This window comes from Streptomyces krungchingensis, from assembly GCF_054729265.1.
Genome location: NZ_JBPUKY010000001.1, coordinates 8,986,608 through 9,011,780 on the forward strand (window position 1 = coordinate 8,986,608; position 25,173 = coordinate 9,011,780).

22 protein-coding genes are annotated in these 25,173 nt (G+C 73.3%); 9 read left to right on the forward strand and 13 right to left on the reverse strand.

Features of this window, described 5'->3' with window-relative positions; all coding sequences use genetic code 11:
- Positions 1-31: 31 nt before the first annotated feature.
- Positions 32-1,387 carry a hypothetical protein gene (locus tag ACSYGO_RS38950; RefSeq protein WP_432173986.1) on the reverse strand — a complete coding sequence of 452 codons (1,356 nt, stop codon included), beginning with the start codon at positions 1,385-1,387 and terminating at the stop codon, positions 32-34.
- A gap of 113 nt (positions 1,388-1,500) precedes the next feature.
- Between ACSYGO_RS38950 and ACSYGO_RS38955 the strand changes: the two genes are divergently transcribed.
- On the forward strand, positions 1,501-2,727 hold the full coding sequence (locus tag ACSYGO_RS38955) for a molybdopterin-dependent oxidoreductase (protein WP_460389514.1): 1,227 nt from the start codon (positions 1,501-1,503) through the stop codon (positions 2,725-2,727).
- A gap of 424 nt (positions 2,728-3,151) precedes the next feature.
- Here ACSYGO_RS38955 and ACSYGO_RS38960 read toward each other — a convergent pair whose 3' ends face one another.
- The 3 genes from ACSYGO_RS38960 to ACSYGO_RS38970 are packed head-to-tail and all read right to left on the reverse strand — an operon-like array spanning position 3,152 to position 5,348.
- A complete protein-coding gene (locus ACSYGO_RS38960) occupies positions 3,152-4,000 on the reverse strand; it encodes a class I SAM-dependent methyltransferase (RefSeq protein WP_460389515.1) in 849 nt (282 codons plus the stop codon).
- Entirely contained in the window at positions 3,997-4,617 is a 621-nt protein-coding gene (locus ACSYGO_RS38965; RefSeq protein WP_426676717.1) for a TIGR04282 family arsenosugar biosynthesis glycosyltransferase, read from the reverse strand. The genes ACSYGO_RS38960 and ACSYGO_RS38965 overlap by 4 nt, the downstream gene beginning before the upstream one ends.
- Positions 4,614-5,348 (reverse strand): glycosyltransferase family 2 protein, encoded by a 735-nt coding sequence (locus ACSYGO_RS38970; RefSeq protein ID WP_460389516.1) that lies wholly within the window; start codon positions 5,346-5,348, stop codon positions 4,614-4,616. The genes ACSYGO_RS38965 and ACSYGO_RS38970 overlap by 4 nt, the downstream gene beginning before the upstream one ends.
- 574 nt (positions 5,349-5,922) lie before the next feature.
- On the opposite strand from ACSYGO_RS38970, the gene ACSYGO_RS38975 reads away from it, so the two are divergent.
- A complete protein-coding gene (locus ACSYGO_RS38975; RefSeq protein ID WP_460389814.1) occupies positions 5,923-6,609 on the forward strand; it encodes a response regulator transcription factor in 687 nt (228 codons plus the stop codon).
- Positions 6,610-6,643: 34 nt separating this feature from the next.
- Positions 6,644-7,756, forward strand: a complete 1,113-nt coding sequence (locus ACSYGO_RS38980; RefSeq protein WP_426676715.1) for a sensor histidine kinase — start codon at positions 6,644-6,646, stop codon at positions 7,754-7,756.
- Between the two features lie 246 nt (positions 7,757-8,002).
- On the opposite strand, the gene ACSYGO_RS38985 is transcribed toward ACSYGO_RS38980, so the two are convergent.
- On the reverse strand, positions 8,003-8,998 hold the full coding sequence (locus ACSYGO_RS38985; protein ID WP_460389517.1) for an NAD-dependent epimerase/dehydratase family protein: 996 nt from the start codon (positions 8,996-8,998) through the stop codon (positions 8,003-8,005).
- Between the two features lie 352 nt (positions 8,999-9,350).
- Here ACSYGO_RS38985 and ACSYGO_RS38990 point away from each other — a divergent pair, with 352 nt between their 5' ends.
- A complete protein-coding gene (locus ACSYGO_RS38990) occupies positions 9,351-9,779 on the forward strand; it encodes a hypothetical protein (RefSeq protein ID WP_460389518.1) in 429 nt (142 codons plus the stop codon).
- Positions 9,780-10,011: 232 nt separating this feature from the next.
- Positions 10,012-10,806 (forward strand): SigB/SigF/SigG family RNA polymerase sigma factor, encoded by a 795-nt coding sequence (locus ACSYGO_RS38995; RefSeq protein WP_426676712.1) that lies wholly within the window; start codon positions 10,012-10,014, stop codon positions 10,804-10,806.
- A gap of 207 nt (positions 10,807-11,013) precedes the next feature.
- Here ACSYGO_RS38995 and ACSYGO_RS39000 read toward each other — a convergent pair whose 3' ends face one another.
- From ACSYGO_RS39000 to ACSYGO_RS39010, 3 genes are all read right to left on the reverse strand, one after another.
- The gene (locus ACSYGO_RS39000) at positions 11,014-11,340 is read right to left on the reverse strand and encodes an ANTAR domain-containing protein (RefSeq protein WP_460389519.1); all 327 of its coding nucleotides are present in this window, start codon (positions 11,338-11,340) and stop codon (positions 11,014-11,016) included.
- 212 nt (positions 11,341-11,552) lie between these two features.
- Entirely contained in the window at positions 11,553-12,863 is a 1,311-nt protein-coding gene (locus tag ACSYGO_RS39005) for an FtsX-like permease family protein (protein ID WP_432173980.1), read from the reverse strand.
- 3 nt (positions 12,864-12,866) lie between these two features.
- Positions 12,867-13,655, reverse strand: a complete 789-nt coding sequence (locus ACSYGO_RS39010) for an ABC transporter ATP-binding protein (protein ID WP_426676709.1) — start codon at positions 13,653-13,655, stop codon at positions 12,867-12,869.
- A gap of 176 nt (positions 13,656-13,831) precedes the next feature.
- Between ACSYGO_RS39010 and ACSYGO_RS39015 the strand changes: the two genes are divergently transcribed.
- Genes ACSYGO_RS39015 through ACSYGO_RS39025 form a run of 3 tightly spaced genes read left to right on the forward strand, consistent with a single transcriptional unit; the run spans position 13,832 to position 16,115 of the window.
- Complete coding sequence (locus tag ACSYGO_RS39015; protein WP_460389520.1) at positions 13,832-14,512, forward strand: ABC transporter permease; 681 nt, start codon at positions 13,832-13,834, stop codon at positions 14,510-14,512.
- Positions 14,509-15,180, forward strand: a complete 672-nt coding sequence (locus ACSYGO_RS39020) for an ABC transporter permease (protein WP_432173977.1) — start codon at positions 14,509-14,511, stop codon at positions 15,178-15,180. The genes ACSYGO_RS39015 and ACSYGO_RS39020 overlap by 4 nt, the downstream gene beginning before the upstream one ends.
- Positions 15,177-16,115: an ABC transporter substrate-binding protein gene (locus ACSYGO_RS39025; RefSeq protein WP_460389521.1), complete on the forward strand. Its 939-nt coding sequence runs from the start codon at positions 15,177-15,179 to the stop codon at positions 16,113-16,115. The genes ACSYGO_RS39020 and ACSYGO_RS39025 overlap by 4 nt, the downstream gene beginning before the upstream one ends.
- Before the next feature lie 81 nt (positions 16,116-16,196).
- On the opposite strand, the gene ACSYGO_RS39030 is transcribed toward ACSYGO_RS39025, so the two are convergent.
- Positions 16,197-17,351: an ABC transporter ATP-binding protein gene (locus ACSYGO_RS39030; protein WP_432173975.1), complete on the reverse strand. Its 1,155-nt coding sequence runs from the start codon at positions 17,349-17,351 to the stop codon at positions 16,197-16,199.
- 348 nt (positions 17,352-17,699) lie between these two features.
- Between ACSYGO_RS39030 and ACSYGO_RS39035 the strand changes: the two genes are divergently transcribed.
- Complete coding sequence (locus tag ACSYGO_RS39035; RefSeq protein ID WP_426676920.1) at positions 17,700-20,726, forward strand: family 78 glycoside hydrolase catalytic domain; 3,027 nt, start codon at positions 17,700-17,702, stop codon at positions 20,724-20,726.
- 61 nt (positions 20,727-20,787) lie between these two features.
- On the opposite strand, the gene ACSYGO_RS39040 is transcribed toward ACSYGO_RS39035, so the two are convergent.
- The 4 genes from ACSYGO_RS39040 to ACSYGO_RS39055 all read right to left on the reverse strand — a co-directional run bounded on the left by ACSYGO_RS39040 (position 20,788) and on the right by ACSYGO_RS39055 (position 25,146).
- Complete coding sequence (locus tag ACSYGO_RS39040; RefSeq protein WP_426676704.1) at positions 20,788-21,435, reverse strand: LutC/YkgG family protein; 648 nt, start codon at positions 21,433-21,435, stop codon at positions 20,788-20,790.
- On the reverse strand, positions 21,432-22,907 hold the full coding sequence (locus tag ACSYGO_RS39045) for a LutB/LldF family L-lactate oxidation iron-sulfur protein (protein WP_426676703.1): 1,476 nt from the start codon (positions 22,905-22,907) through the stop codon (positions 21,432-21,434). The genes ACSYGO_RS39040 and ACSYGO_RS39045 overlap by 4 nt, the downstream gene beginning before the upstream one ends.
- Positions 22,904-23,659: a (Fe-S)-binding protein gene (locus tag ACSYGO_RS39050; RefSeq protein ID WP_460389522.1), complete on the reverse strand. Its 756-nt coding sequence runs from the start codon at positions 23,657-23,659 to the stop codon at positions 22,904-22,906. The genes ACSYGO_RS39045 and ACSYGO_RS39050 overlap by 4 nt, the downstream gene beginning before the upstream one ends.
- Positions 23,660-23,757: 98 nt before the next feature.
- Positions 23,758-25,146: a rhamnulokinase gene (locus ACSYGO_RS39055; protein ID WP_435223780.1), complete on the reverse strand. Its 1,389-nt coding sequence runs from the start codon at positions 25,144-25,146 to the stop codon at positions 23,758-23,760.
- Positions 25,147-25,173: the final 27 nt, after the last annotated feature.

The window sequence follows — 25,173 nt, forward strand, 5'->3', positions numbered from 1 at the left end:
GTCGGGCCGGTGACACCGGGACGCTCCGGTGTCACCAGCCGGTCAGCAGCAGATGGTTGAGGAGCAGGGCGAGCACGGCCTGCGCGGCGAGCCACCCGCGGGGCCGGGGCAGCAGCGCGCCCGCCGCGAGCAGCCACATCGCGAACGGCAGCCAGATCCGCTCCGTCTCCGCCTTGCTCATCCCGGACAGATCCGCGACGAGGAGGGCGAGCAGGGCGGCGAGCACGAGCAGCGCGAGACGGGCTTCCGGCACACTGCCGGGCATCCGGGGTCCCTTGCGGAGAACGGCCCGTAGCTCACCGAGCACGGGCGTCGCGCAGGCCCGTCGCAGCCCCGCCACCGTCGCCGGGCCCACGACCAGCACCGTGCACGCGAGGTTCGCCCACACCCAGTAGCCGTACGGCCGGATGCCGCCCGCGCCCTCGTAGTAGCGGGTGACCAGCAGTCGGTACGCCTCCCACCAGTCGAAGCCGAGCAGGGTGAACACCAGCGGCACGACCGCGGCCCCGGCGACGACATAGGGCAGCGGGCGCAGCCGACGGGAGCCGAGCAGCAGCGCGGCGGCGGCGATCGGCGCGAACAGTGTCAGCCCGTAGGAGAGGTAGCAGGTGAGGCCGAACAGGAGGCCGGAGGCGAGACCGCAGGCCCGGGGGCGGTGCCCGGTGACGGCGAGGGCGAGGAACGCGACGGCCCACGCGGCGACGGCCGCGAAGTAGCCGTCCGCGGAGGTGCCCATCCATACGGCCGCCGGGGCGAGCACGAGGAACGGCGCGGCGCGGCGGGCCAGTGCCTCCCCGCAGAGCACCCGCACGGCCACGAGGACCGCGGCCGGCGCGGCGGCCCCGACGACGATGCACCAGACCCCGGCCCACGCGCCGCCGCCCAGCCCGATCCGGTCCAGCAGGACGAACGTGACGGTGGCGGCCGGGGGATGCCCGGCCACATGGGCCGGCCAGTGGTCCGGCGAGTGGATCAGGATGTGGTGGGTGAAGTCCCGCAGCGTGCCCGGGATGTCGTGGAAACGGTCGATGACCTGGAGGTACTCGTACTCGGTCGTGAGGCGCCGCGCGATCCCGCGCTGCGGGCCGTCGACCAGCGCCAGGGCGAACGTCCATGCCAGGGCCGTGCCCCAGGCGGCCCACAGCAGGGCGCGCCAGGGCAGCCGGGCGGCGAGGCGCGGACCGTACGCGACGACGGCGACCGCCACGACGAGCGCGGCGGCGGTGCCGGGGCCCACGTGTGGTTCCCAGTGGGCGTACAGCGGTGGCCAGGACACGTGCAGGGTGCCGTCGCGGTGTTCGATCCGGTCGCCGATGAGGACGGCGGCCGCGACGAGCAGGGCGGCGGCCAGCACGGCGTACAGGTCACGGAGAAGATCGCGGTTCACACCGGCACGCTAGGCCGCGGCACCCCCTCGACCGCCGCCGCTCGTGCGGACGTCAGAGTTTCGTCATGGTTCGCGGCCCCTTTCGGGTGGTGCCGCGGGCCTACGGTCGGGCCATGCCTCGGTCTCCCTCCTCGCCCGCGTTCTGGCGCAGCCCGGTACGCGGCCCCTGGTTCACCGCCGTGCTCGGCGTCGTCCTGCTCGGCGGGATCACGGTGCTGTTCGTCACCGGGCTCGTGTCGTACGCCGCCTACAACCCGGATCTGTCGCCGGTCAACGACAAGACCCCGGACAAGGGGCTGCTCGGCTTCTACCTGTTCTCCTGGCCGACCGGCCCGGTCTGGCTGTACCGCCTCACCCAGGGCGTGCACGTGACGCTGGGCATCGTGCTCGTCCCCGTCCTGCTCGCGAAGCTGTGGTCGGTCGTGCCGAAGCTGTTCGCGCTGCCGCCCGCCCGGTCGCTCGCCCACGCGCTGGAGCGGATCTCGTTGCTCCTGCTGGTCGGTGGCGGGCTGTTCGAGTTCACCACGGGGATCCTGAACGTCCAGCTGGACTACGTCTTCCCCGGCTCGTTCTACCCGCTGCACTTCTACGGGGCCTGGGTGTTCTTCGCAGCGTTCGTGGCGCACGCCGTGCTCAAGACGCGGGCGGCCCTGCGCGCGCTGCGCCACCCGCACGACGAACAGGGCGACCTGGTCCCGCCGGACCCCGCCGAGCCCACCGTCTCGCGGCGCGGCGCCCTCGGTGTCGTGGGCGGCGGCTCGCTGCTGCTGTTCGTCACGACCGCCGGCCGCAGCTTCGACGGGCCGCTGCGCCGAACCGCCCTGCTCACGCCGCACGGTGGCCCCGAACCGGGCGGCGGACCCGCCGGGTTCCAGATCAACAAGACGGCCGTGTCACGGGGGATCAGCGCGAGCGAGACGACCGAGGAGGCGTGGCGGCTGGTCGTGCGGGGAGGTGGCCGCACGGTGCGGCTGAGCAGGTCCGATCTGCTCGGACTCCCGCAGCACAGTGCCGCCCTGCCCATCGCGTGCGTGGAGGGCTGGTCCACCTCCGACCAGTGGTGGCGGGGGGTACGGCTGCGTGACCTGGCGGCACTCGTCGGGTACGAGCCCCAGGCAGCGCCCGACGTCCTGGTCGAGTCCCTCCAGCGGCACGGCGCCTTCCGCAGCGCGGCGCTGCGCGACAACCAGGTGCGCGACCCGCGGTCCCTGCTCGCGCTCTTCGTCAACGGCGCGCCGTTGACGCCCGATCACGGCCACCCGGCGCGCGTCATCGTCCCCGCGGCGCCCGGTGTGCTCAACACCAAATGGGTGGCCCGAATGACGTTCGGGGACCTGTGATGAGGCGGCCCGTGGTGCGACGACCCGCAGTGAAACGATCAGCGATGCGGTGGCCCGAGATGCGGCGACCGGCACTTCGGTGGCCCGGTCCCGCGCTCTTCGGTACGCGGCGCCCGCTCCGCTCGTACGTCGGGAGCCCGCTGCAACTCCTCCTGCTCGCCTGCTCGTTCGCGCTCGCCGGCTACGCGGGGGTGCGGCTCCTCGCGGACGACTGGTTCGCCGTCGCGCTCTGGTTCGTGGGCGCGGCCGTGCTGCACGACCTGGTGCTGGTGCCCCTGTACGCGGGTGCCGACCGGGTGCTGACCGGGGCCCTGGACAGGGCCGGCCGCCGGGAGTGGACGGTCCACGTCCGTGTCCCGGCGGCGCTCTCCGCGCTCCTCCTGCTCGTGTGGTTCCCGCTCGTCACCGGGCAGGTCGCGGACCACTACCGGTCCGCGACCGGCCTGCCCGGCGACGGCTTCCTCGCCCGCTGGCTGCTGATCACGGCGGTGCTGTTCGGCGATTCGGCGGCGCTGCTCGTCCTGCGGACGTGGCGCGCCGCGCGGTCGGACCGGTTGCGCAGGGCGACGAAGGAGCGCCCGCCGGCCGCCCACTGACCCTCCGGGCGCCAGCCCGCGCGCACCCCGTGCCGCAACAGCGCCGGGGTGCCGACGCGGGCCCAGGGGAACGCCGGCCCGCCGCCGCCCTGGGCGTCGAGGGCCCGGACGACATGGACACTGACGCGTTCGTCGACGTCCACGTCCGGGAGCGTCTCGGCGAGCAGCAGGCCGCCGGGTACCACCAGCCGGGACAGCCGGCGCAGCAGGGCGGCCGGGTCGCCGCCGATGCCGATGTTGCCGTCGACGAGCAGCGCGGTGTCCCAGCGTCCCTCACCGGGGAGCGGTTCGAACACGGACCGGCGCAGCGCCTGTCCGCCGAGCCGCCGGGTCCGGGCCACCGCGGTCTCGCTCACGTCGATGCCCAGCGCGCGGTGGCCCCGGGCCGCGAGCTCGGCGACCAGCCGCCCGGGGCCGCAGCCGACGTCCAGCACGGCGCCCTCGCAGCGCCCCAGGAGCTGGAGGTCCACCGCGTCGGCCCGCGCGCACCAGCGTTCCACCTCCAGGGGCAGCAGCCAGCCGTCGGTCCGGCGCAGGAAGAGCGGGCCCCGGCCGCGCGCCAGGGCATCCGAGTACGGGTCGGCGCCCCAGGGGCCCGGTGCGCCGGCGCCCGGGGCGGCCGCCGACCGGTCCGGACCGGCGACCTCGGCGGTGGTGGTCTCGCGGGCGCCGTTCATCGGTCACCGGCCGCCGCTCCGAGGCGGCTCAGCTCCGCCGCGAAACGGCCACCTGGTGCCGAGGCGGCGACCGCCCGCGCGTCCGCGGCCGTGTCGACGTCCCGCAGCCGGGGCAGATCGCGCACCCGCAGTCCCGCGGCCGTGAGGCGGTCCCGCTGCACGGCGCCGGTGGTGGGCGTCGACATCGGAACGCCCCGCAGGAGCGCGGGATCGGGTGCGGCGAGCCCCAGAGCCCAGAAGCCGCCGTCCTCGGCCGGCCCGAACCAGGCGTCGCAGCCGGCGAAGTCCACGGTGAGCAGCGCGGGCGTCACCTGGGGCGTGTCCATCCCGATGAGCAGCGCGGGTCCGGTGCAGCCGGCGAAGGCCGCGGCCAACCGCTGGTCGAGCCCGCCCGCGCACTGCGGTACGACGTCGAAGCCGGGCGGCAGCCAGGCGCCCGGCGCACCGTCGAGCACCAGGACACGGCGCGCCGCGGGCGTCGCGGCCACCGCGCGCAGGGTGTCCACGAGCGCGGCTTCCGCGAGCGCCGCCGCCTCCCGGGGCGTGAACGGAGGCGTCAGGCGGGTCTTGACCCGTCCCGGCCGTGGTTCCTTGGCGATGACGAGGAGCGTGGTCACTGGTTGGTTCCTCCGGGGGACGGGGTGGCCGCGGGGACGGCGCCGGGCGGCTCGGCCAGCACACGGCGCATGTCCCGCACCGCGTGCCAGGTGCCGCGCCAGGTCCCCGTCACCTTGGACGCGCCGGTGCGCGGCAGATAGGGCACGTCGTGCTCGGTGACGCGCCAGCCGGCGTCGGCGGCGCGGACGACCATCTGGAGCGGGTAGCCGCTGCGGCGGTCGGTGAGGCCGAGGGCGAGCAGGGGTTCGCGGCGCGCCGCGCGGAGCGGCCCGAGGTCGCGCAGCCGCAGCCCCGTGCGACGGCGCACCATCCGGGCGAGCACGGCGTTGCCCGCGCGGGCGTGCGCGGGCCAGGCGCCGTGTTCGCGTGGGCGGCGCCGTCCGAGCACCAGGTCGGACCCGCCTTCGCGTACCTCGCGCACGAACGGCACGAGCAGCGACGGGTCGAGCGAGGCGTCGCAGTCGCAGAAGCACACGATGTCCGCGGTGGCGGCGGTGAGGCCCGCGTGGCAGGCGGCGCCGAAGCCGCGCCGCTCCTCGCGCACGACGGTCGCGCCGAGGGCGCGGGCCAGCTCCGCCGAGCCGTCGGTGGAACCGTTGTCCACGACGAGGGCGCGCCAGCCGGGCGGGATGCGGGCGAGCACCCAGGGAAGGGCCTCGGCTTCGTCCAGGCAGGGCAGGACCACGTCGACTTCCGGGTCCGGGGAGGGAGAGGTCGTCACGGCGTTCACCCTACGAACGCGAAGGGGAGATATCGGACTTCGGATCCTTACGAAACACGGACGTCGGACCGGGCCGGCGGCATCGGCGACGGGCCGGTGGGAGGCTGGACACATGCAGCAGCCGTACGAATCCGCAGGCACGCGGCGCCGGGACGCTCCGGCTCCCGACGGTCCAGGCCCCGACGGCCGAGCTCCCGACGGCCGTGACCCCGCATCGCGCGGCTCCGCCGAGCCCGCGGGACCGGGGCCGAAGACCTCACCGGAGGGCGCACCTCGCGATCCCGTGACGGCCGGACCGCACCGTCCGTCCGGCGCCGGACCGGACGCAGCCCCCGGACCTCGTACGCAAGAGGGCTCCGGGCACGGTGCGCACGACGGGGCCGGGCACGGGGGACACGAGGGCTCGGAGCACGGTGTACGCGGCGGCTCCGGGCACGGTGGACACGAGGGCTCCGGGCACGGTGGACACGGCTCAGAGGACGGTGGACACAGCTCGGAGGACGGTGCGCACGGCGGCTCCGGGCTCCGTGAGGCCGTACCCGCCGCGCGCGTTCCCGGCGGGTACGGGGAGGCCGCCCGTGTCCTGGTCGTGGACGACGATCCGACCGTCTCCGAGGTCGTCTCCGGCTATCTCGACCGCGCGGGATACCTGGTGGACCGTGCCGCGGACGGGCCGTCCGCGCTCGCCCGCGCCGCCGCGCACCGGCCCGACCTGGTGGTGCTGGACCTGATGCTGCCGGGCATGGACGGGCTGGAGGTGTGCCGCCGGATGCGTGGCCACGGCCCCGTGCCGGTCATCATGCTCACCGCGCGAGGTGACGAGGACGACCGGATCCTCGGTCTGGAGGTCGGCGCCGACGACTACGTCACCAAGCCCTTCAGCCCCCGCGAACTGGTGCTGCGCGTGGAGTCGGTGCTGCGTCGCAGCAGGCCCGTCCCGGTGGCCCGGCCCCTCGCCACGGCCGGACTGGCCGTCGACCCCGCGGCCCGTCGGGCCACCAAGCACGGCGAGGAACTCGCCCTCACCATCCGCGAGTTCGACCTCCTCGCCTTCTTCCTGCGTCATCCGGGCCGGGCCTACAGCCGCGAGGACCTGATGCGCGAGGTGTGGGGCTGGGACTTCGGCGACCTGTCGACCGTCACGGTCCATGTGCGCCGGCTGCGGGGCAAGGTCGAGGACGACCCGGCGAGCCCCCGGCTGATCCAGACGGTGTGGGGCGTCGGGTACCGCTTCGACGGCACACCCCGTGAGGAGGCGGTCCGTCCATGACCACCGCCCTGCCGCGCGAGGAGGCGGCCTGACCATGCACGACATACTGCTCATGGCGCTGTACGCCTTCCTGGGAGCCGCGGCCGCCGGGCTGCTCGGCGCGGCCGCCCTGTGGCTGCTGCGGCGACGGTCGCTCACCGCGTCGCTCGGCGTCGTGGCCGCGGTCGCCGTGACCGCCATGCTCGCCGGGACGCTCGCCGTGGCCTGGGCGATGTTCCTGTCCTCGCACGACCTGACCGTGGTGACCACGGTCGTCGCCATGGCGGCCGTGGTGTCCCTGGCCACCGCACTGCTGCTGGGCCGCTGGGTCGTGGCGCGCAGCCGGGCGCTCACCCTTGCCGCCCGTTCCTTCGGCGACGGCGGCGACTTCGCCGCGCCCGACGGCCCGGCGACCGCCGAACTGGAGGCCCTGGGACGGGAACTGGCGGCCACCAGCGCGAAGCTGGCGAAGTCCCGTGAGCGTGAGCGCGCCCTGGAGACCTCGCGCCGCGAACTGGTCGCGTGGATCTCGCACGACCTGCGTACCCCGCTCGCCGGACTGCGCGCGATGTCCGAGGCGCTGGAGGACGGGGTGGCGGCCGACCCCGAGCGCTATCTGCGCCAGATGCGCACCGAGGTCGAACGGCTCAACGGCATGGTGGGCGACCTGTTCGAGCTGTCCCGCATCCACGCGGGCGCACTCGCGCTCTCCCCGTCGCGCGTCTGTGTGTACGACCTCGTCGGCGACGCCCTCGCGGGCGCGGACCCGCTGGCCCGCGAGCACGGGGTGCGGCTGGTCGGCGACCGTGTCGAGTCGGTCCCGGTCGAGGTGGACGGCAAGGAGATGAGCCGGGTCCTGGGCAATCTGCTGGTCAACGCGATCCGGCGGACACCGGCCGACGGTACGGTCGCGGTCGCCGCCGAACGGTCGGACGAGGGGGTCGTGCTGTCCGTGACCGACGGCTGCGGCGGCATCCCCGAGGAGGACCTGCCGCGCGTCTTCGACACGGGGTGGCGCGGCACGAACGCCCGTACCCCTCCCGCCGGAGCCGGCCTCGGCCTTGCCATCGTCCGGGGCATCGTGGAGGCCCACCAGGGCCGGGCGGCCGTGCGCAACGTCCCCGGAGGCTGCCGCTTCGAGGTCAGACTGCCCACGGCCGAGGTGTGACCGGCACACGCGGGCGAGAGCGGGCCCCCGCGCAGGTGCGGCGGCGCTGCTCCCGGCGTAGCCGTGCGGTCACGGACTCCCGCACCGCTGCTTCCCGCTCAGCGTCTGCGGTCGCGGGCTCTTGTGCTGCTGCTTCCCGCGCGGCGCGTGCGGTCGCGGCTCCTGTGCTGCTGGTCCCCGCGCGGCGCGTGCGACTCCCGTGCCGCTGGTCCCCGCCCAGCCGCACGGTCGCGTACCCCCGCGCCGCTACTCCCCACGCAGCCGAGCGGTCGCGAACTCCCGCATTCCCTCGATGAATCCGACCTCGGCCTTCCAGCCCAGTTCGGTCCGCAGCCGCGTCGAGTCGGCGGTGATGTGCCGCACGTCCCCGAGCCGGTACTCCCCGGTCACCACGGGCTCGGGGCCCCGGGACGCCGCGGCGAGGGCCTCGGCCATCTCGCCGACCGTGTGCGGTTCGCCGCTGCCGGTGTTGTAGGCCGTGAGCGCGCCCGCGGGTGAACCCGCCTCCAGAGCGGCCACGTTGGCCGCCGCCACGTCCCGTACGTGCACGAAGTCCCGCCGCTGGCCGCCGTCCTCGAAGACGCGTGGCGCCTCGCCCCGGGCGAGAGCCGAACGGAAGAAGGAGGCGACCCCGGCGTACGGTGTGTCGCGGGGCATCCCGGGGCCGTACACGTTGTGGTAGCGCAGCGACACCGCGCTGCCGCCGGTGGACCGGGCCCACGCGGCCGCCAGATGTTCCTGGGCGAGTTTCGTGGTGGCGTAGACGTTCCGCGGATCGGCGGGGGCGTCCTCGCCGACCAGCCCCGGGGTCAACTCCGCACCGCAGCGCGGACACCGGGGCTCGAACCGGCCCGCGTCCAGGTCCGTCACGGCCCGGGGTCCGGGCCGTACCGCGCCGTGCCGTCCGCACGCGTAGGCGCCCTCGCCGTACACGACCATCGAGCCGGCGAGCACGAGCCGCCGCACCCCCGCGTCGGCCATCGCGGACAGCAGCACCGCCGTGCCGAGGGCGTTGCGCGAGACGTACTCCGCCGCGTCGCCGAAGCCCGTGCCCAGACCGACCATCGCCGCCTGGTGGCACACGGCGTCCACCGTCGCGAGGGCGGTGGCGACCGCGTCCGCGTCCCGCACGTCGAGGCCGTCGCGCAGGTCGAAGGCGAGCGGCTCGTGCCCCCGCGCCCGCAGCGCCCGTACGACATGGGACCCGATGAACCCGGCGTCGCCGGTGACCAGTACTCGCATGCGGCTCACGCTAGGGCGGCGGCCCCGCTCCACGGCAGCAGCGCGCCCGTCACGTCACGGCTCCGTAAGACCTCCAGGGCACGAGGCGACTCTCCCACCAGCGCGCCGGACGGGACGCGGGCTGCCGCTCGGACGCGCCCGACCCCGGCCACCGCTGAACCCGTGACCGCCCGCGTCCGTCCCTGAAAGGAGTGGGACGAGCGAAGCGAGGGGCGGGCCATGGGTGACGGTGAACTCGGCGACCGGCTCGTGTCGGCGGTCGCGGCAGGGGACGCCGAAGCGGTGTGCGCCACCACGGCCATCCGGACCCCGCGTCCGACGGCGGGTGCCGGACGTCCTCGCCGGAGACGAAGTGCCCCGCACGCCCGCGGCCTCGGCCGCGCTGCTCGCCCTCGTGCGGGACCCCGACCCCGAGGTGCGGAGGAGCGCGGGCGAGGCGGTGCCGGGGTGGGACGGCCCCGGCCTGGACGGACGCCACCCGGGAACTGCTCGTGCCGGCGCGGGACCCGCACCCGGACGTGCGCGGCGTCGCCGCGGAGGCCCGGCCGCGTCCCGGGACGACACACGCGCCGTCGCGGACGCGCTGGCCGCCCTGCTCGGCGAGGACGACCGGTCGGTCCGCCTCGCGGCCGCCCACGGGCTCGCCCGGCGCGACGATCCGCGCACGGCGGAGGCGATCGAGCGGGTCGGTCCGCTCGGGCCGGTGTTCGCCGAGGGCCACCGGGCCCGCGGGCTGTGGTCCTGGAAGCGGGAGCGGGAACGCCACGGGCACAGCGGCTGACTCCGGGTCCGTACCCGGTCACGCTCCAGCGTCGCCCGATCGCCGGGCGTCATATGATTCACGAATTTGTTTGCGTGTGTCGAGAGAGGGAAACTGGGAGAAGAGTGCTTCGGACAGGAGGCACGTCCGTGGGAGCCGGTGTGCCGGACCGCGGGTGTCTCCTCTCGGCCCCTGTGCGTGCTCTCCCATGGTGACTGTTCAGTCAGCACCTCCTGAGGGAGTTGTGAGCACCATGTCCGTCACGGCGAGAACGACGCATCACCCCCACGACGACGCCCCCGACACCACCGAAGCCTTCGAACGTCTGTCCATCCTTCCCGACGGTCCGCAGCGGCAGGCCCTGCGCGACGAACTGGTCAGGACCTGGCTCCCCATGGCCGAGCGCATCGCCGGACGGTTCCGCGGCCGGGGCGAGTCCGTCGAGGACCTCGTCCAGGTCGCCGCACTGGGTCTCGTCAAGGCCGTCGACCGCTACGACCCCGCCCTGGGGCACGCCTTCGAGAGCTACGCCATCCCGACCATCACCGGCGAGATCAAGCGTCACTTCCGGGATCACATGTGGATCCTGCACGTGCCGCGCCGGGTCCAGGACCTGCGCAACCGCGTGCGTGCCGCGCTCAAGGAGCTGTCCCAGACGATCCCGGGCCGGCGGCCCACCGTCACCGAGATCGCCGAGTGCGCCCACCTGTGCGAGGACGACGTACGGACCGCCCTGGAGGCTCTGGACAGCTTCACCGCCCTGTCGCTGGACGCCGATCTGCCGGGCACCGACGACGGGTACGCGCTGTCCGACGCCCTCGGTGAGCCCGACACCGGCTATGACCTGGTCGTCGACCGGGAGGCCGTGAAGCCCCTGCTGTGCGAGTTGCCCGAGCGGGAGCGGACCATCCTCTACCTGCGCTTCTTCCTCGGCATGACGCAGAGCGGCATCGCGCGGCAGCTCGGCATCTCGCAGATGCACGTGTCCCGGCTGATCAGCAATTCGTGCAGCACCGTGCGGGAACAGGCGCTCGCCGACGTGGCGTAGGCACCCCGGTGCCCGGTGCCCGGTGCCCGGTGCCCGGTGCCCGGTGCCCGGTACGCCGTACCGGCCGCCCTGCCGAGTCGACCCGGCAGGGCGGCCGGTGGCGAGCTCACTGCCGAACCCTCCCGGGAGCGGTTGGCCAGTGCCTCGCTCCTTCCGGACTACCGGGGAGAGAGCGATCGAAACACCCGCGCACCCGGGCGTCCGGGCTCACTGGGGCGGTGGCGCACCCGGGATCTCCGTGGGCCCGTACTTGTCGAGCGTCTCCTCCAGGACCGCGTGTACGTCAGCGGGCAGTTCTCCCTCCTGCCCCCAGACGATGATCATCTCCGCGACGGCGCGCAGCTTGATGTTCGTGTGCTGGGACACCTCCCGCAGGACGGCCCAGCCCTGCTCGGGTGTCACCCGGCCGAGCGCCACCATCATGCCGATGGCCTGGTCGACGACGGCGTGCGAGGTGACCGCTTCCTTCAACTGGTCGATCTCTTCCCGCAGTCTGCGCGGATCGTCGTCATCCGGACGGGCGTCTGGACTCATCGTCCCCTCCGGGCGGGGTGTGTCGTCGGGCAGGGCTCCTGGATCCATCGTCGCCACTGCACCGGGCGTGTGCCAACGCTGCGGAGGACATCGACCCGCCCCCGTACGGAGCCCGCGTCCCGCCCGACAAGTCGCCGTACGGAGCCCCTCGTCCCGCCCCCGACACGACAGGGGCAGCCGCTCGACGAGCGGCTGCCCCTGCCCGTACGCGATCACGCGGCCAGGGTCACGGCCTCCACCGCGGGTGCCCGCACGACGTGCCGGGCCGTGAGCAGACTCGTGCCCACCGTCACCAGCGCCGCGACCGCGACGACGCCGAGCCAGATTCCCGGTCCCCGGCCGGGCAGCAGGGTGTCCGACCGGACCAGCGTGAAGGGGAGGATCCCGGCGAGCCCGGCCAGCGTGCCGAAGAGGACGCCGGTCACCGTCAGGACCACGCTCTCCACGCCGACCGTCGCGAGGACCTGCCCCGGTGTCGCGCCGGCCAGCCGCTGCCGCCCGAACTCCCCGGACCGGTAAGTCGTCGCCGCGTACAGGGAGTTGACCAGCATCACACAGGCGAAGACCACGATGATCCCGACGACCACCAGATTCAGCGTCTCCAGGTTCTTGGCGTCGACGGACTTCGGCAGACCGGAGGCGTCGATCGCGTCGTTCTCGACGGCCTGCATGTACAGGGTCGCCGTCGCCACGCAGGTGAACAGGATCAACGGCATCAGGACCGCGGACAGTTCCGCGGCGCGGCGCCGCAGGTTCCGCACGGCGAACCAGCCGCTCGCTCCCGGCAGGGGCAGCCGGTCCAGCACGGCCGTCAGCAGCTTCGGCGACACCAGCGCGCACCCCACGGACAGCAGGATCGCGCCGTAGGCGGGCGGCGCCATCAGGGCGGCGTCCCGCGCCGAGAAGGCGAAGGTCGAGCAGACGGCCACGGCGCCGAGGGCCAGCGCCCCGTACGCGAGGAACCTTCGTGCCCCGCGCCGGGGCACGGTCCGCCGGGTGGCCCGGCGCACCGCGAGGAACGCCGCGCCCGCCGCCGCGAGCACCGTGATGTCGATGCCGGACATCAGCGCGACGGGACCGAAGGAGTAGTCCACCGACCGCGCCACCTGGCCGCTGTCCTGGAAGACGCCCAGCAGTGCGCGCCCGCCGAGCATCGCCGGACCGATCGCCAGAACCGCACCCACCAGCGCGATCACGACGGCCTCCCCGACGACCATCCGCCCGATCTGCGCGGGCGTCGCCCCGGAGCAGCGCAACAGCTCCATCTCGGCGCGGCGCCGACGGACATCGACCGTCAGCGTCGACGCCACCGCGAAGAACACCAGCAAGGTGCCGTACCCGCCGACGACGCTCGCCGCGGTGGACAGCGACTCCGCGCTCACCCGGTCGACGCCCGGCCGGCCGGCCGTGTCGTGCATCGAATGGAACGTCATGATGATCGCCGCGCCCAGGAACGCGGACAGCAGGGTCGCCGTGCAGCGCGCGGGACGCTTGCGCAGGGAACGCAGGGCCAGAGCGAACATCCCTCACACCTCCAGCAGGGCGTCGTCGCCGAGATGGGCCAGCCGCTCGGCCACCGCGTCGACCGTCGGCGCGTGCAGCTCGCCCGCAAGGCGCCCGTCCGCGAGGAACACGACGGAGTCCGCGTACGAGGCGGCCACCGGGTCGTGCGTCACCATGACCACGGTCCTGCCGTGCACCCGCACGGCCTCCCGCAGCAGGACCAGTACGTCCCGCGCGCTGCGCGTGTCGAGGGCCCCCGTCGGCTCGTCCGCGAAGATCACCCGGGGCTCGGTCACCAGCGCCCGGGCGATCGCCACGCGCTGCCGCTGTCCTCCGGAGAGCTGGTCGGGCAGATGTCCCAGCCGGCCGCCGAGCCCGACGGCCGTCAGCACCTCCCGCACCCGCGCCCGGTCGACGCGCCGGCCGGCGAGCTTGAGCGGCAGGATCGTGTTCTGGGCGACGGTCAGCGTCGGCAGGAGGTTGTACTGCTGGAAGACGAAGCCGATCCGGCTGCGCCGGAACCGTGTCAGCTCCGCCTCGCCGCCGCCGGTCATCTCCGCCCCGTCCACCCTCACGATGCCGCTGTCGGGCCGTTCGAGCCCCGCCGCGCACTGCAGCAGCGTGGACTTCCCGGACCCCGAGGGGCCCATGACCGCGGTGAACGTGCCGCGTGCCAGACCGAGCGTCACCCCGTCCAGAGCGGTCACGGCACCGGCCCCGGTCCCGTAGGTCTTGCCGACCTTGACCAGCCGCAGCGCCTCGGCGGCGGGGCCCGGGTCGTTCGTGCGTCGCGCTCGGTGAAACATCGTCATCACCCTCCGTCGGCACGCCCTGTGCCTCGTCCACGACGCTACGGAGAGCGGGGTCCGCCCACACTGGCCGCAGGACCCCTGTTCCGGGGTGTACCCAGCGACACCCCCGGACGCGGGCCACCCCGTACGGGTCACCAGAACGCGCCGGGCGCCGCCCGCCCCGATGGAATGGAGGGGTGACCGCGCCCCCCGACGACTGCCTGGCGCGCAACGAGTGGATCTGCGGCGAGTATCTGAGCACCCGCCGGCACATCCTCCTCGACGCGGTCGCCCAGCACCTCCAGCTCACCGCGGTCTCCGTCCTCATCGGACTGGCCGTCGCGGTGCCGCTCGCCGTGCTCGCCCGTCGCTGGGGCGTGGCCGCGGGCCCGGTCCTCGCGGCGACCACGGTCCTCTACACCATCCCGTCGCTCGCGATGTTCTCGCTCCTCCTGCCCGTCTACGGACTGTCCGCCGCGCTGGTCGTCGCGGGCCTCGTCCTGTACTCGCTGACCCTCCTCGTACGGAACATCCTCGCGGGCCTGCGGGCCGTCCCCGAGGAGACCCGGCAGGCCGCGCGGGGCATGGGGTACGGGCCCGTCCGGCTGCTGCTGACCGTGGAGCTGCCGCTCGCCCTGCCGGCGGGCATGGCCGGGCTGCGGATCGCCACCGTGTCGGCGGTGTCCCTGGTCACGGTCGGCGCCATCGTCGGCTTCGGCGGGCTCGGCAATCTCATCTACTCCGGCATGAACACCTTCTTCAAGGCGCAGGTCCTCACCGCGTCGGTGCTGTGCGTCGTCATCGCCGTCGCCGCGGACCTCCTGCTCCTCGCGGTGCAGCGGCTCATCACCCCCTGGACCCGGGCGAGCCGCGGATGAACACCCTGACCGGGGCCTGGGGATGGCTCACCGACCCCGCGCACTGGTCGGGCGACGACGGCGTCTGGCACCGTCTCGCCCAGCATCTCGTCCTGACGGTCGTCTGCCTGGTCGTCAGCTGCCTGATCGCGCTGCCCGTCGCCCTCGTCCTCGGGCACCTCGGCAGGGGCGGCGCGCTCGCCGTGAACCTCTCCAACGTCGGCCGGGCCGTGCCCACGTTCGCCGTGCTGGTGCTCCTCCTGCTCACCCCGATCGGAAGATGGGGCGAAGGGCCGACGGTCGTCGCGCTCGTCCTCTTCGCCGTGCCGCCCCTGCTCACCAACGCGTACGTCGGGATGCGCGAGGTCGACCGCGACGTGGTGCGGGCGGCCCGCGGAATGGGCATGACCGGCCGGCAGAGCCTGATCCAGGTCGAACTGCCCCTCGCCCTCCCCATGGTGCTGACCGGGGTGCGGATCGCCGCCGTCCAGCTCGTCGCGACCGCCACCATCGCCGCGCTCGCCGGCGGCGGCGGGCTCGGCCGGATCATCACCGCGGGATTCAATCTGGCCAGCACGCCCCAGGTCGTCGCCGGTGCCGTACTCGTCGCCGTCTTCGCCCTGCTCGTCGAGGGCGTCTTCGAGGTCGTCGAGCGGGTGGCACCGCACCGGGCGAGAGGCTCGCGGTGAGGAGACGCGCCGTACTGACCGGCGCCTTCTTCCTGCTCGCCGGCTGCGCCACCGGACCGTCGCTGGAGAACCGGGGCTCGGTCACCGCCCCGCCCGGCGACAGCAGGCATCTGGTCGTCGGCTCGGCCGGATTCACCGAGAGCGACCTGCTGGCGCAGATGTACGCGCTGCTGCTGAAGCAGGCCGGCTACCAGACGTCGACGATCACCGTCGCCAACCGGGAACTGTACGAACCGGCCCTGGAATCGGGCCAGATCGACGTCGTGCCCGAGTACGCGGCGACCTTCGCGGACTGGCTGAACGCCAAGACCCACGGTGCCGACGCGCGTCCCGTCGGCTCGCCCGACCTAGGAACCACCATGACCGCGCTGCGCGCACTGGCGACGCCGCGCGGGCTCACCGTCCTCGATCCCGGCAGAGCCGTCGACCAGAACGCCTTCGCGGTGTCCGCCGCGTACGCCCGGGAGCATCACCTCAAGACGCTCGGCGACCTCGGGCGGTCCGGTCTGAAGGTGCGGCTCGCGGCGGGCGACGAGTGCGTGCAACGGCCGTACTGCGAGCCGGGGCTGAAGAAGACGTACGGCATCGACGTCGTCGCCGTCGACCCGAAGGGCGTCGGCACCACCCAGGCGAAGCGGGCCGTGCAGAGCGGCCGGGACCAGATGGTGCTGACCACCACGACGGACGCCACCCTCGACGAGTTCGGGCTCGTCCTGCTGGACGACGACAAGCATCTGCAGAACGCCGATTACATCGTGCCCGTCGTCAACCGTTCGCGGGCCGGCGGCGAGGGCGTGACCAAGGCGCTCGGCAAGCTCAACGACGTCCTCACCACGGCCGACCTGGCGTCCCTGAACCGGCAGGTGGACAGCTGGCGACGGCTGCCCGAGGACGTGGCCCGCACCTATCTGCGGGACAAGGGGCTGCTGACCTGACCCGACGGGCCCCGCCTCGACCGGGCAGGTGCCGGGCGCACGACCCCTCCGGACGCGGTGACCGGATCGGTCCGGCGCGGCTCAGGCGTCCGCCACCGAGTCGAAGTCCACCTGACCGCGTGACACACCCCGCGCGTCCGCGTCCACCGACCTGCGCAGCGTCTCGTGCAGCTTGGCCGGGGTCAGCACGCCGAGGAAGCGCGCCCCGTCCAGTACGGCGACCCAGCCCGCGTCGTGCTGGAGCATGACCCCGAACGCCTGCTTCAGGGGAGCGCCCACGGGCACCCAGGAGTTCATCCGGTGCGCCAGATCGCGGACCAGGCCGCCCGCGCCGAGTTCGTCCCGGCCGACCCATCCGTGCAGATCGCCGCCGGCGTCGAGCACCACGGCCCAGCGGGCGCCTTCGGCCCGCAGCCGTTCCGCGGCCCGTCCGGCGCTCTCGTCGAGCCGCGCGATCGGCGGCTGCTCCAGGTCGTCGGCCTCGATGGTGGTCACCGACAGGCGCTTCAGGCCGCGGTCCGCACCCACGAAGTCGGCGACGTACGGCGTGGCGGGAGTACCGAGAACGGCGCCGGGCGTGTCGAACTGCTCGATGCGGCCCTGGCCGTACACCGCGATGCGGTCGCCGAGCCGCACCGCCTCCTCGATGTCGTGCGTGACCAGCAGCACCGTCTTGCGCACGGCTTCCTGCATGCGCAGGAACTCGTCCTGCAACTGCTCCCGCACCACCGGGTCGACGGCCCCGAAGGGCTCGTCCATCAGCAGCACGGGCGGATCGGCGGCGAGCGCCCGCGCCACGCCGACCCGCTGGCGCTGACCGCCCGACAACTGGTCCGGATAACGCGGTCCGTACGTCGCCGGGTCCAGGCCCACCAGGTCGAGCAGTTCGGCTGCGCGGGCCCGTGCCCTCGCCTTCTTCCAGCCGACGAGAGTGGGCACCGTCGCCGTGTTGTCGAGGATCGTCCGGTGCGGGAACAGGCCGACCTGCTGGATGACGTACCCGATGCGCCGCCGCAGCCGCACCGGGTCGACCGTGGCGATGTCCTCGTCGTTCACGAAGATCCGTCCGGACGTCGGCTCGATCAGCCGGTTCACCATCATCATGGTCGTCGTCTTGCCGCAGCCCGACGGGCCGACGAGCGTGACGAGTTCGCCCTCGGCCACCTCGAAGGAGAGGCCGTCCACGGCGGTCGTGCCGTCCGGATAGCGCTTGGTGACCTGCTCGAACCGGATCATTCCCTCACGCTATCCGCGTGCCGCGATCATCGCCCACCAGCGGCATCCCCGCGGGTCGAATGATGGATTCCGTTTTTGAAAAGTTTCAATCAGGGTGGCCGGATCCCCTGTTGCCACCCCTCCCGCAAGCGCGTTCCGTCGCGCGCTTCTGTTGAATTCTGTCTGACAGTTGCGTTGTTAAGGCGGTGGACAGCCGTCGCGCACGCCGCTAAGTTCGCCGCCAGCCGGAGTGAAACGTTACAACCAGCGTGCTCCGAGAGCCGAAGGGATGACGACGTGAACGAAGGAACGGGCAATGTGCGACGCAGAACGGTGCTCACCACGGCCGCGAGTGCCGGGGCCCTGGCGATGGCCGGAGGGGTCGGCGCGCCGGGCACGGCGCGAGCGGCCGCACCGGCCTCGGACGGGGCATCCGTCACAGGACTGACGGTGGAGCACCGGACCGACCCGCTGGGCGTGGACGCCGACAGACCGCGCTTCGGCTGGCGCATGGCGTCCGCGACCCGCGGCCGGCGCCAGAGCGCGTACCGGATCCTGGTGGCGACCTCGCCCGAACGGCTGACCCGCACCCGCGCCGACGTCTGGAACAGCGGCCGCGTCACGTCGGCCGACTCCGTGGCGGTGCCCTACGCGGGAGCCGCACTGCGGCCTTCCACGCGCTACTTCTGGTCGGTGAGCCTCTGGGACGAGGACGGCCGCGCCCTCCCCGACGCCCCGGCCGCCTCCTTCGAGACGGGCCTGCGCAGCACCGACGGCACGACGGGCTGGGACGGCGCCCGCTGGATCGGCATGGCGGGAAAGAAGCCGAACAGCCCGGGGGCGCCGCTGCTGCGCCGTCAGGTCCGGCTCCAGGGGCGGAAGGTGCGCGCGGCCCGGCTGTACGTGTCCGCCCTCGGCGTGTACGACGCCTACCTCAACGGGCGGCGGGTCACGGTGCCGCAGGGCGAGGGCACCACGCACGAACTGCTCACGCCGGGCTGGACGAACTACGACCGCACCATCAGCTATCTGAGCTACGACGTCACCGGCCTGGTCGCGGGGGAGCGGGCCGTCACGCTCGCGGCGGTGCTCGGCAACGGCTGGTACAACGCCCGGATATCCGACGGCAGCACCTACTACTCCAAGGACGGCAACCGCCTGGCGCTGAAGGCCAAGCTGCTGATCCGCTACACCGACGGCTCGACGCAGACCGTGGTGACCACGCCCGGTGACGACTGGCGGGCCACGGACACGGGCCCCTACCGCGGCGACGACATCTACGACGGGCAGACCTACGACGCGCGGGGGGACATGCCGGGCTGGACGGCGAACGGCTTCGACGACTCCGGCTGGCCGGGGACCGAGGAGGTCGACTTCGCCGGCCGGTACCCCGACGCGAAACTGGTCGCCTACCCCGGCGAGAGCGCACGGCTGATGCCCGAGTGGGACCGCAGGCCGCGGTCCGTCACCGTGTACACCGGGGTGACCGGCGAGGCGGGCAGCGCCAACGGACGTGGTCGCATCGTCGTCGACGCCTCCCGGTCGGTGACCGACCCCGCCGCGGCGGCCCGGGCAGCGGTCACGGTCGGCGACGGCGACACCGCGGTCTTCGACCTCGGGCAGAACATGGTCGGGGTGCCGCGCTACACCGTGCGCGGTCCCGCGGGCGCCGAAGTCACCTTCCGGTTCGCCGAGATGCTCAACGACGACAGCGCGGGCGCGGACGGCCCCGAGGGCTCCGTCTACCGGGCCAACCTGCGCTCCGCCAAGGCGACCAGCACCTACACGCTGCGGGGCGACACGCACGGCGAGACCCACCAGGACTCGCTCACCTTCTACGGATTCCGCTACGTCTCCGTCACGGCCTCCGGCGCCCCCGTCACGATCACCGGACTGACGGGCAAGGTCGCCACCTCCGCGATCCGCGAGACCGGCAGCGTCACCACGAACGACAGCTCGGTCAACCAGCTGATCGGCAACGTGCGCTGGGGCCAGCGCGGCAACTACCTCTGGGTGCCCACGGACTGCCCGCAGCGCGACGAGCGCCTCGGCTGGACCGGCGACACCCAGCTGTTCTGCAACACGGGCCTCTACAACGCCGACGCGGTCAACTTCCTCAGTCACTTCGAGGACAACCTGATCGACTCGCAGCAGATCTACGGCCTCGACGGCGCCCAGTTCACCGCCGTCTCGCCCGGCAACCGGTACAACGCGGCGGCTCCCGTGAGCGGTTGGGCCGACTGCGGTGTGGTGGTGCCCTGGACCGTCTGGCAGATGAGCGGCGACCGGACCGTCGTCGACCGCAGCTGGGCGGCCATGACCCGCTACCTGGACTGGATCCAGCGCAGGACCGGGGACAGCTACGCCGGTCAGGGCGCCCTGTTCGCCGACTGGCTCGCGCCGCAGAGCACCGGCACCCAGCTCATGAGCGACGTCTACTACGGCCACAGCACCCGGCTGATGGCGCAGATGGCCCGCGCGACCGGCCGGGACACCGAGGCCGACCGGTACGACCAGCTCTTCTCCCGCATCAAGCGGGCGTTCATCGCCAAGTACCTGAGCACCGAGGACGGGAAGCTCACGGTGCGCTCCAGCCTGGGCGGCAAGCCGATCATCGGCACGGACCCCGAGGACAACAGCCAGACCGCGCTGCTGTGGGTCCTCAGACTCGGTCTGTACGACACCGACGCGCAGCGCCGCGGACTCGTCGACCTGCTCGCGCAGAACATCGGCAACGACGCGGCCTACAAGGCGGCCCACCCCGGCAGCACCCGCGTGCAGTACGCGGAGAACACCCTGTCCGTGGGCTTCCTCGGCGTGAACGTGCTCGCCCCCGTCCTCACCGACCAGGGCCGCGCCGACCTCGCGTACGAGCTGCTCCACCAGGACGCGATGCCCTCCTGGCTGTACTCGGTGAAGAACGGGGCCACCACGGTCTGGGAGCGCTGGAACTCCTACTCCGAGGACGACGGCTTCGGCCCCGTCGAGATGAACTCCTTCAACCACTACTCCTACGGCGCGATCATGGAGTGGATGTACGAGAGCATGGCCGGCATCGCCAAGGACCCCGACCACCCGGGGTTCCGGCACTTCTTCCTGCGGCCCCACGTCGACCCCACGGGCCGTATCACCGAGGTGGCGGGCTCGCACGTCTCGCCGTACGGCGAGATCGTCAGCGCGTGGACGGTGAAGGGCCGGACGCTCTCCTACCGGGCCGTGGTCCCGGCCAACAGCACCGCCACCCTGCGGATCCCGGCCGCCGACGCCGCCACGGTGCGCGCGGGCCGGACCCCGCTGGCTCGGGTGCCCGGCGTGGAGTTCCTCGGATTCGAGGACGGCACCGCCTCCTACCGCCTGCCGTCGGGCGGTTACGAGGTCACGGCCGCCCTGGACTGAGCGGACACACGGACGGGGGCGGGCCCGCACGGTTCACCGCGCGGACCCGCCCCAGGTCGGCTCAGACCGCGCCCACCAGGATCACCTCCAGGGTGCGCGGACCGTGCACCCCCTCGACCCGGTCGAGTTCGATGTCGCTGGTCGCCGAGGGGCCGGAGATCCAGGTCAGCGGGCGCTGAGGAGCGAGCCGCGCGAGCCCCTGCGGCACCGAGGAGACCACCTGGTCCGGGACGCGCACGACGCAGATGTGGTGGTCCGGCACCAGCGTGATCCGCCGACGGCCCTGATCGGGGCCGCCGTCGAGCACGATGGTGCCGGTCTCGGCGATCGCCACCGCGCACGCGGTGACCACGCTGTCCACCCGGTCGAGCTCGTGCGGGGTGGTCTCGGCACGGTCCGCCACGCGCGTGACGTCCGTGTCCGCCAGCCACGCCTCGTCCAGGCCCGGCGGGACCACCACGGAGGCCGAACCGTGCTCCGCGAGCAGCCCGGCGATCACACCGGGCAGTCCGTCGGCGTCGCAACGGTGCACCAGCGCCCGGTAGTCGGCCAGGTTCTCGGCGAGCAGCTCGACCGTCTCCGCGACACTCCGCTGTCCGTGCTCGCGCAGATAACTCCGCTCCACGGCCTGGTCGTACGGCGTGTCGTCATGGCCCGTGTCCGCGAGCGCGCGCCGCACCCGGCCGAGGATCACATCCCTGCTGTTCACTTCGCGTCCTTTCCGCCCCGAGTGCGCTGCCACCAGTCGCGGAACGGCTCCGCGGGCACCGGCGGCAGATCACGGCTCGCGCTCCACGCCCTGCCGGGTCCCGGCAGCGTCCGCGGATGGAAGCGGCGTGTCCGCCCGGCGAGCCGCTGGCCGGTGCGCAGCGCGCCGGGGTGGCTGAACGCCCAGCGCGCCGCCCGCATCGCCGCCCGCTCGGCGGCGTGCCCCTTGGCCGGCTTGAGGACGACCTTGTTGCCCTCGCGGGTCACCGGGCCGCCCTGGGCGATCCGCTCCCGCAGGTGCACGAGCACCTCGGGAATGTCGATGGCGACCGGACAGACCTCGTAGCAGGCGCCGCACAGCGAGGACGCGTACGGCAGGGACGCGTCGATCTCCGAGGCGGTGCCCCGGAGTTGCGGGCTGAGGATCGCGCCGATCGGGCCCGGATAGACGGAACCGTAGGCGTGGCCGCCGGCCCGCTCGTACACCGGGCAGACGTTCAGGCACGCCGAGCAGCGGATGCAGCGCAGCGCCTGACGGCCGACCTCGTCGGCCAGCGTGTCGGTGCGGCCGTTGTCGAGGAGCACCAGGTGGAAGGCACGGGGCCCGTCCTCGTCGGTGGTGCCCGTCCAGGTCGAGGTGTACGGGTTCATGCGCTCGGCCGTGGAGGAGCGGGGCAGCGTCTGGAGGAACACCTCCAGGTCCTGCCAGGTCGGCACGATCTTCTCGATACCGACGACCGAGATCAGGGTCTCGGGGAGGGTCAGGCACATCCGCCCGTTGCCCTCGGACTCGACGACGACGAGGGTGCCGGTCTCGGCCACCATGAAGTTGGCGCCGGAGATGCCGACCTTGGCCCGCAGGAACTTCTCGCGCAGGTGCAGCCGCGCCGCCTCGGCGAGTTCGGCGGGCGTGTCGGTCAGCCCGTCGGGGGCGGGGCGGCCCCACTCGCTCATCTCCCGGGCGAAGATGTCGCGGATCTCGCCGCGGTTGCGGTGGATCGCCGGGACCAGGATGTGCGAGGGCCGGTCCTTGCCCAACTGCACGATGAGCTCGGCGAGGTCGGTCTCGTAGGCGCGGACGCCCTCCGCCTCCAGGGCTTCGTTGAGGCCGATCTCCTGCGTGGCCATCGACTTGACCTTCACGACCTCCGACTCGCCGGTCGCCCGGACCAGGCCGGCCACGATGCGGTTGGCCTCGTCGGCGTCGGCGGCCCAGTGCACGGTGCCGCCGGCCGCCGTGACCGACTCCTCCAACTGCACCAGGTAGCGGTCGAGATGACGGAGCGTGTGGTCCTTGATCCGCTTGCCCGCCTCGCGCAGCGCCGCCCAGTCGGACACCTCCGCGACCGCCTTGGCGCGCTTGGAACGGATGGTGTGCGTGGCGTGGCGCAGATTGCCGCGCAGCGTGGCGTCGTGCACGGCCTCGTGCGCGGCCTTCGGGAACGCCGGCATGCCGACGAACGTCCCGCTCATGCCCAGGGCTCCTCTTCCGTGCTCGCCAGGATCTCCGCGATGTGCACCGGACGCATGCCCGTGTCGAGGCGGGTCATCGTGCCGCCGATGTGCATCAGGCAGGAGTTGTCGGCCGCGCACAGCATCTCGGCACCCGTCGACGCGGCGTTGCGCACCTTGTCGGCGCCCATCGCGGACGAGACGTCGGAGTTCTTGACGGCGAACGTGCCGCCGAAGCCGCAGCACTCGTCGGCGCCGGGCAGCTCGCGCAACTCCAGTCCCCTGACGGCCTTCAGGAGGCGGCGCGGCCGGTCGCCCAGACCCAGGCTCCGCAGTCCGTGGCAGGTCGGGTGGTAGGTGACCGAGTGCGGGTAGTACGCGCCGACGTCGGTCACGCCGAGCACGTCGACCAGGAACTCCGTCAGTTCGTACGTCTTCGGCACGACCGGTGCCAGCGTGGTCGCGAGGGTGTCGCCGCGGCCTTCGGCCCGAGCCCGCTCACCCATCCGCGGATACAGCTCCCGCACCATCGCCCCGCAGGAGCCGGACGGGGTCACGATCGCCTCGTACTCCCCGAATACATCGGAGAAATGACGAGCGAGCGGTTCTGCCTCATGGCGATATCCGGTGTTGTAGTGCGCCTGTCCGCAACACGTCTGGTCCATCGGGAAGTCGACGTCGACACCCAGTCTGGTCAGCAGTTTCACCACGGCGCGGCCTGTGTCCGGATACAGCGTGTCGTTGACACAGGTCAGGAACAGAGCGACACGCATCGCAGCTCCTCGTTGTCGATCATCGGATGAGTGCAGCCTACGCGGCGGGTGTGCGGAGCGGGAGACGCCGCGCACCCGCCGCGTGCGGGGGGCAGGGGTCAGCGGGCGGCGAGCCGTTCCTCGGCAGCACGCCAGGCCGCGGCGTCGCCGCGCGGTTCGTACCGCCGCAACGGCTGGGTCCGGGCGAGCAGTCGGCGCATCTGCGCGCGGTCGCCCACCTGGCCGTGCGCCCGCGCCTGGACCAGGACGTTGCCGAGTGCGGCTGCCTCCGCGGGGCCCGCGACGACGGGCAGCCCGCAGGCGTCGGCGGTCAGCCGGCACAGCAGATCGTTGCGGGCGCCGCCGCCCACGATGTGCACGACGTCGACCGGGTGGTCGGCGAGGGCCTCGGCCTCGGCGACCGCGCGGCGATGGGCGAGCGCGAGGGAGTCGAGGATGCAGCGCGTGATCTCCGCGGGGGACGCGGGCACCGGCTGGCCCGACTCCCGGCAGGCGTCGGCGATCCGCTGCGGCATCCGGCCGGGCGCCAGGAACGCCGCGTCGCCCGCGTCCACGACCGACCGCAGGGGCGTGACCTCGGCCGCGGCCGCGAGCAGACCGTCCAGGCCGGGGTCGCCCCACTCGCGCAGGCACTCCTGGAGCAGCCACAGCCCCATGATGTTCCGCAGATAGCGGACCGTGCCGTCCAGCCCGAGCTCGTTCGTGAAGTTGGCCGCCCTGCTCTCCTCGGTGAGGACGGGCGCGTCCAGCTCCAGGCCCGCCAGGGACCAGGTGCCGGTGCAGATGTAGGCGAAGCGCTCGCCGGACGCGGGGACCGCGGCCACCGCCGAGGCGGTGTCGTGCGAGGCGACGGTCGTCACCGGGACCGGGCCGGTCAGCCCGGTCTCCTCCAGCACCCGCGGCAGCAGCAGGCCCGCCGGGTCGCCGGGCAGGCGCAGCGGCGCGAACAGCCCGAGGTCGATGCCGAGCCGTTCGGCCGGCCCGTACGCCCAGTCGCGCGTCCTCGGGTCGACGAGCTGTGTGGTCGACGCGTTGGTGAGCTCGGTCCCGGCCTCGCCCGTGAGCCAGTACGTCAGCAGGTCCGGGACGAGCAACAGGCGCTCGGCACGGGCGAACTGGGCGCAGGAGCGGGCCGCCGTCACCTGGTAGAGCGTGTTGAAGGGCGCGTACTGGAGCCCGGTCGCCGCGTACAGCTCCGCGGCGGACACGGTCGCCCACACCTTCTCCGCGACACCCTCGGTTCGCGAGTCCCGGTAGTGCACCGGGTTGCCGAGGAGCGCTCCGTCCGCGTCCAGCAGGCCGTAGTCGACGGCCCAGCTGTCGATGCCGACCGAGTCGACCTGGCCGGCGGCGCGCAGCCCGTCCAGGACGCCCGCGTACAGGCCGAGGATGTCCCAGCGCAGGCCTTCGGGGAGCCGGACCGGCCGGTTCGGGAAGCGGTGCGCCTCGGCGAGGTCCAGCGAGTCGGGCCCCACGCGGCCGACCATGACGCGTCCGCTGGACGCGCCGAGGTC